Consider the following 7,015-nt stretch of genomic DNA (forward strand, 5'->3'; position numbering starts at 1 on the left):
ACCTATGTAACTACGATACGGTCAATTTAATACACGTTATTCAATCATTAAATATTTCACTTCATAAAATATCTCCTTTTATTACTTCACCAGTTAATCTTGAATACGGACGGAACGTTATCTATCAGTCTGAATTTGTAGAGATTTTAGTATTAAATTTCCCCAGCAAAGCAAAGACTTTTGTGCACGATCACGGAATATCTGTAGGATGTATACTAATAGTCAATGGTACGCTATAAAATATAACGTACGAAAATAATAGCGAGCGGATTGAAGAGTTTACAGAGGGAAATATTTTCACAGTAAAAAAAGATACTGTGCATAAAATGTATAATGCTACAGATTCGGCAGTAATAACTTTCCACGTATATTCCCCCCCATTAAAAGATGTCCAAATATATGAATAGTCTTTAGAAGGAGGAAATATGCAAAATTTGAAAGATTACTATATAAAGAGCTTACAAGATGGTCGTAACGTTTGGCTCTATGGACAAAAAGTAGATGTAACTACAGACAAACATTTTGCAGGAACATTAAGTACCATTTCTAATTTATTTTCATTGTTTGATGATCCAATACGAAGAGATTCTATTGGATATGTTAGCCCAAAAACGAAAGAATTTGTCCATACGGCCTTTTTAATTCCGAATTCCTATAACGAATTATTAATGAGGAGAACCGCTTTTGAAACGTGGAGTTATGCTACAGACGGTGTAATGAGTAGACTATCTGATTACGCAAGATCGAGACTTACCGGCTGGTACGTATCAAAATATTTTTATAAAAAATTCGATGTACAGTTTCCAGATAAAATTACATCTTATTATGAAGAAGCGAGAGATAATCACTTGTTCTTAAGCGTAGTTCAACGTGATCCACAAATAAATCGATCTACAGAATCAATGTTGAATACAAATGACTTAGGATTACTAAGAGTTACGAAGAAAACTTCTGACGGAATTTATTTAAGTGGTGCTAAAATGATCGGTACTGCTTCTCCTTATTCAAATGATTTATTAATCTATCCATTAGCAAAACTGACTGATACTCAAAAAGATTTAGCTCACTTTCTCATTGTGGCAGCCAATTCTCCTGGATTACATATGGTTTGTAGAGAACCATTTGCGAATACACATTCAATTACAGTTGATTCCCCTCTTAGCTCACAGTACGATGAAATGGATGCACTATTAATCTTTGATAATGTATTTGTACCATGGGAACGTGTCTTACTATATAACAACCCTGAAGCGTTATGGGCAATAAAGTCAGATATAGCTTCTAGTAGTTTAGCTTATCACCAAGCAATTGTACGATTAGTAGTAAAGCTAGAATTTATAACTGCAATTGCTTGTGAAATTGCTGAAGCGATTGGTGCTACTACTTATTTGCATGTTCAAGAGAAGCTTGGGGAATTAATTATGCAAATCGAAACAATTCGCGCACTTTTAATTGCTGCAGAAGTTGAAGGTACTACAAATGAAACAAAAACTTATTTGCCGAAATTTAAATATATCGAAACTGCAAGGAATCTTGGTTCCAAATATTATCCCCGTGCAATAGAAATTTTACAATTAATTGGAGCAGGTGGTTTCATTCAACTTCCTTCAAGCTCGAATGACTTCCAGAGTCCAATAGATGATTTATTGAAAAAGCACTTTAAAGGAACAAATATAGATGCCGAACAACGCACAAAATTATTTAAGTTAGCCTGGGATATTATTGGAAGCCCATTAGGATCAAGACACGAATTATACGAAAGATTTTACGCGGGAGATTCAATACGAAATACAGCTACGCAATATGTAAATTATGATAAAAATCATTTTAAAAAGATGCTAAGTAAATATTTACATTAATGAAAAAGAGCACTTTTTGCTAAGAGTGCTCTTAAAAAACATATAGTTATTCAGTTACATATATAGTTGCTCCGGCCACAACTGCTACTTTTCTCCGTAATCGTTTCATTTTATTCAGCTTTATAACCTCTGGTATATGCTTCCTATCATATTTCCTCATATAGGCTTCTCCATCTGGAGTAACTAATTGTAAAACAATCTCACAACAAACCTCCTAATTCAAATTATTCCTTTCTAAACTGAAAATCCAACTGTCTTGATTGCTTGATTTCCTCAATTACTTTACGAATACCTTCTTCAATCTTATCTTCTTTTACATTCGAAACATTTAATTTTAATAGTTTTTCTTTAGGAAAATCCCTCATATAATTCTTATCAATAGTATCGACACTTATTTGAATGTCACCTAATTTTTGTATAAGTGTTTCTGTAACTATGTTTTTCTGCATTTCTAAACAAGTGTGTATTCCAAGTGTGTTTTGTCTATTATATGTAAATAATGATGAATTTTCATTTTGCACTTTTTCTAATGTTTCTGCTAGTTTTATTGATCTATTGTAGTAGGAAGAATTAATTTTACTTTTATGACGTTCAAACATACCACTCTTTATATAAATTTCTAAAGCCGCTTGAGAAATCATCGGACTATCAATATCTAGTATTTTTTTGTATGTATAGAAAGCATTTGCAATGGATCGTGGGATGACCGCAACTCCAACCCGTAAACCTGGAAAAATAATCTTCGAATAACTTTTCAAATATATGACATGACTACAATTATCCAAGCTATATAACGGATCTGCTTTTGAATCAGTTTCTAAATCTGCTAAATAATCATCTTCCACTATAAATACATTGTATTTCTTAGCCAATAGTGTGATTTTTTCTTTCTCATCTTTAGAATAAGACGTTCCAAGCGGATGATGATATCTCGGTATCGTATAGAAGAATTTTATTTTTCCGGTTTGAAATATTTGCTCCAATTCATTCAAATCGATACCTTCATTCGTACGTTTAATACCGATTACAGGAACTTTATTTATTTCTAGATAATCAATATATAGATGATATGTTGGTTGTTCAATTAATACAGTTTCATTTCCATTCGGAAATGGTATAGAAGTTAATATAGCAAGTGCCTGCTGAACACCTGACGTTATAAAAATATTTTCTTCTTTTGTAAAGACTTGATAATTTGCTAGTTGTTTTTGAATAACTGGTATTAAAGATGGTAACCCTTTCGGCGTTCCATATACAAACAAATCATTTTTATACGTATCAATAGCCTTATTAATACAATGTTGAAAATCTAAATATGGGAAAACATCTGGATCTGGTGCTGAGGAAGCAAAATCAATTATCTCGTTATTTTCTATGGTACTCCCAGATTTCTTAACAACGTAATATCCACTTTGAGGGACAGAATATATAATATGACGCTTTTCTAATTCATGAAGCGCACGTATAACTGTCGCCTTATTACATTCATATTGCGTAACGAGTGACCGTATAGACGGTAATTTCTTTCCTTCATTTATTTCTCCATTTTGAATCATATTTTCTATGTCGTTTAAAATATGTAAATACTTATACATATTACACCTCCTTCAGCAATTTTCTATTTAATTATATCGATTTTATATTCATATAGCATTCATTCCTCAATTAGTTAATTTTCCGATCATCTATATCGTAAATCCCAATAGCGTATGAATCATTTTCAATCCATTTCTTTACTGCTTCTGTTTTAAGTACCCCTTCAACTTCTTTTTCTATTTTCTGTCCAAGTTCTCTCGCCCTTACTTCACCATCGCTAATCTTAGTTTTTATATCAATGGTAACAGGTTGATTCTTTTTATAATTTATTTGCTGAATCCCAAACCCTTCATATCCATTCTTCCTGAATACGTCATCAAATATCTGTCCAAAAACTAACTCCCATCTATGTTCTGCATTTACAATCTCTTTGTTTCTTTGAGATATATTTACTTTATAGGACATAATACCTTGAATTTGCAATCTTTTATTAATTTCTTTTTTTATTTCGTTAGCATTTTCGCTATCAGCAATTTCTAAATCTACTATTCTTGCTTTTTCATCCCATATAGCAGCACTAAAAAAAGATTCCTCCTTTACCGCTGCTGTAGCAATATCCATCACTATAGAATCTTCACTTTTAGCATCTTCAATCTCATTCTCACAGGCACATAATAAAGCAAATGGAATTAAAAATACAAGTACCTTTGTTCCCTTTCTCATGTAGCACCCCTCCACACATTTTCATTTACGATAAACTTTTTACTTTGACATATAAATACCTTCTATAATTATTAAATTTAACATTATTTCACATTTCCCCCACTTAACAAGGGAATTACAATTAATAAATAGAATATCTCTATGAATAAATAAAAAGTGAGGGATATATAATGCAACGTGTAAATACGATTGATATTAGTAATGTACTACAATTGGAAAAAACTCTTTCGACTTTATTAAATAAGATGATTTCTTCAAAACTAGACCTTGAAAATTGGTTAAAAGAGCAGTCAAAAGTAATTTGGGAAATCGAAGAACAATTAAGATTACATTACATCGCCTTTCAATGTAATACGGATGATGAAGAAATAAAGGATACATTTGAACATGATCAACAATTTGTAAAGCCACTTTTAAAGCGGTACCAAAATTTATTGGATAATAAATATTTAGAGTCACCTTTTCGAATGGAATTAGATTCTAACGTATATGGTTTATTAGATACAAAAATAAAAAATGCTCAAAAGTTATTTTGTGAGGAAAATATTGAATTAGAAATACAGGAAGACAAATTAGTCACAGAGTACTTTGAAATCACTGGAGGATTAAGTGCCATTTGGGACGGAGAAGAAAAAACGATAACAGAATTACAATCCTATTTACAAGATTCGAATCGTGACATCCGTAAAAAGGCAAAAACTATTATTTCTGAACAATTTTTATCTGTTGAAAAAGAACTCCAAAACATATTAAATCAATTAATTGAAATTCGCCATCAAAAAGCAAAAAATATTCAACTAGAGAATTATCGCGATTATATGTTCAAAAAATACGAGCGTTTTGATTATTCAGCGATAGATTGCTATGAACTAGCCGAATCCATACGTAAGTATGTTGTGCCTCTTAAAGATAAAATAATGCTAGAGAAAAAAGAAAAACTGCAAGTAGATACACTTCGCCCTTGGGATGTATCAGCTGTAACTCCAGATCAAAAAGTACTTAAACCTATTGCAAATGAAAATGATTTAATTGAAAAGAGCACTCATATCTTTAATAAACTAGATGTTGAATTTTCAGCACTTTTAAACCGAATGTATAAACACAATTGTCTTGATTTAACAAGCCGCAAAGGAAAAGCAGCTGGTGGCTTTTGTGAGTACTTACCAGCTTCACAATTATCTTATATTTTTATGAACTTAAATTATACACAAGATGATATTATCACTTTTATACATGAAATGGGTCATAGTATTCATAACGAACTCATAAAACCATTAGAATTACGACAGTATATAGAAATTCCAGCTGAAACAGCTGAACTAGCCAGTATGACAATGGAGTTATTCTCGCTTAATTATTGGGATACCTTCTATACAGACAAAAAAGATTTAAAACAAGCAAAAATTAACTTCTTTAAAGATGTTATTTCATATTTACCTATTATGCTTATTGTAGATCAATTTCAACACTGGCTGTATGAAAATCCAATTCATACTTCTGAAGAAAGAAATGAAAAATACTTACAACTTCAAAAACATTATCAATCTAGCGTCATACATATTGATGGCTACGAAAACTGGATAGCAACGAGTTGGTTACCTGTACTCCATATTTTTGAAGTACCATTTTATTATATTGAATACGCGATTGCCCAACTTGGGGCATTACAAATGTATAAACAATATAAAGAGGATCCTAAGCAAACACTAGAAAATTATAAAAAGGCATTATCACTAGGAAGCTCGCAATCTATAAAAGAAGTATATGATGCAGCCGGTATTCGTTTTGATTTCTCTGGTGAAACCATTAAAGAACTAATGCTATTTGTAGAAAAAGAATTAGAATTACTTGAGCAATTATAAGAAGAAAACTACACCTATATTTTAGGTGTAGTTTTCTTCTTCATTTTATTAATCAGTTCTATGTACTGAGTATCACCATATCCGATTGTTGGAAAAAGATAAAACAACTTTGTTAATAATTCTTGATTTGATAAACCTTTATTTTTAGAGATGAATTTCATTACGATATTATCTTCTTTTAGCATTTCTAAATATAAATCTATAGCTTGATACATTACAGGTGGTACTTTATGATAAGTCTTTTTATGGTTTACTAATACTTCATTGTATATAGTAGAATAATCCCCCAATTCAAGTTCAATTTGATTTACTTTAAATTCATCCTCCCTGAAACTATTTAAGTATACTTTCCCCTCATAGCACGACTGCTCAAGGTATGAAAGTAAAGTAAGTAGATTCATTTGGCAAAACATATCTTCACCGAACCATAAAACAATACATTTATACTTTTTCGCAAATAGATTTTCTAACGGATCTATAACTTTTTTTGCATAATTTTCGACTGAACTGTTATGACCTTCTGCTCTTATTTTAATAAACTCTTCATCAAAAACTTGTGCAGTAACGCTATTTACACACATGGCCTCGTTAAATGGGGCATAATCAGACTCACCCATTAGCTCCTCCGTTTTAAATTCTTCATACATCATTTGACCATTCAATATGTTAAGTACATCTTTATCAAATAGCTCACTATTCTTATTACGTAACTGTTCAACCTCTAATTTTCTAGAAATATTCATTTTGAACTCCCCTTCTTTATTTATATTGAGTTTAACAAATGATTGAATAGGCATGTTGTTCGTTGGTATTCTCTTGGATTCATTCCAAAAATATTTTTACATATTCAATTTAGCCGTTCCTATTTATAGTGCGATAGAATATTCATTTGCTGGAAATGGGAATATCATTGACTATGAGTATTCTATTACAAAAGAACTATTTGAAGGCTATCAAGAGGAAAATGAACTACCTAAAGAAATGATAGACAAGTTTCTATTATTTGTTAAATTAAAGGAAATTTTTGAATATAGC

Annotated in this window: 6 protein-coding genes and 1 pseudogene; 4 read left to right on the forward strand and 3 right to left on the reverse strand. The window is 31.0% G+C overall.

Annotated elements, in window-relative coordinates; genetic code table 11:
• Positions 1-407, forward strand: a pseudogene (locus ACQGSG_RS24815) (cysteine dioxygenase); the annotation flags it as partial.
• A gap of 18 nt (positions 408-425) precedes the next feature.
• Positions 426-1,859, forward strand: coding sequence for a 4-hydroxyphenylacetate 3-hydroxylase family protein (locus ACQGSG_RS24820; protein ID WP_001180375.1), 1,434 nt, complete (start codon positions 426-428; stop codon positions 1,857-1,859).
• 224 nt (positions 1,860-2,083) lie between these two features.
• Here the strand turns inward: ACQGSG_RS24820 and ACQGSG_RS24825 are convergent, their stop codons facing one another.
• A complete protein-coding gene (locus ACQGSG_RS24825) occupies positions 2,084-3,454 on the reverse strand; it encodes a PLP-dependent aminotransferase family protein (RefSeq protein ID WP_098430637.1) in 1,371 nt (456 codons plus the stop codon).
• 70 nt (positions 3,455-3,524) lie between these two features.
• Positions 3,525-4,118, reverse strand: coding sequence for a DUF4030 domain-containing protein (locus ACQGSG_RS24830; protein WP_325843078.1), 594 nt, complete (start codon positions 4,116-4,118; stop codon positions 3,525-3,527).
• Between the two features lie 170 nt (positions 4,119-4,288).
• Here ACQGSG_RS24830 and ACQGSG_RS24835 point away from each other — a divergent pair, with 170 nt between their 5' ends.
• On the forward strand, positions 4,289-5,980 hold the full coding sequence (locus tag ACQGSG_RS24835) for a M3 family oligoendopeptidase (RefSeq protein ID WP_001190034.1): 1,692 nt from the start codon (positions 4,289-4,291) through the stop codon (positions 5,978-5,980).
• A gap of 14 nt (positions 5,981-5,994) precedes the next feature.
• Here ACQGSG_RS24835 and ACQGSG_RS24840 read toward each other — a convergent pair whose 3' ends face one another.
• Positions 5,995-6,723, reverse strand: coding sequence for a hypothetical protein (locus tag ACQGSG_RS24840; protein WP_002101028.1), 729 nt, complete (start codon positions 6,721-6,723; stop codon positions 5,995-5,997).
• 52 nt (positions 6,724-6,775) lie between these two features.
• Here ACQGSG_RS24840 and ACQGSG_RS24845 point away from each other — a divergent pair.
• The coding region (locus ACQGSG_RS24845; RefSeq protein WP_426948243.1) for an aminoglycoside phosphotransferase at positions 6,776-7,015 on the forward strand (240 nt) is incomplete at its 3' end.

The organism is Bacillus sp. GMa5/1 (assembly GCF_050172015.1).
Classification (GTDB): Bacteria; Bacillota; Bacilli; order Bacillales; family Bacillaceae_G; genus Bacillus_A; species Bacillus_A cereus.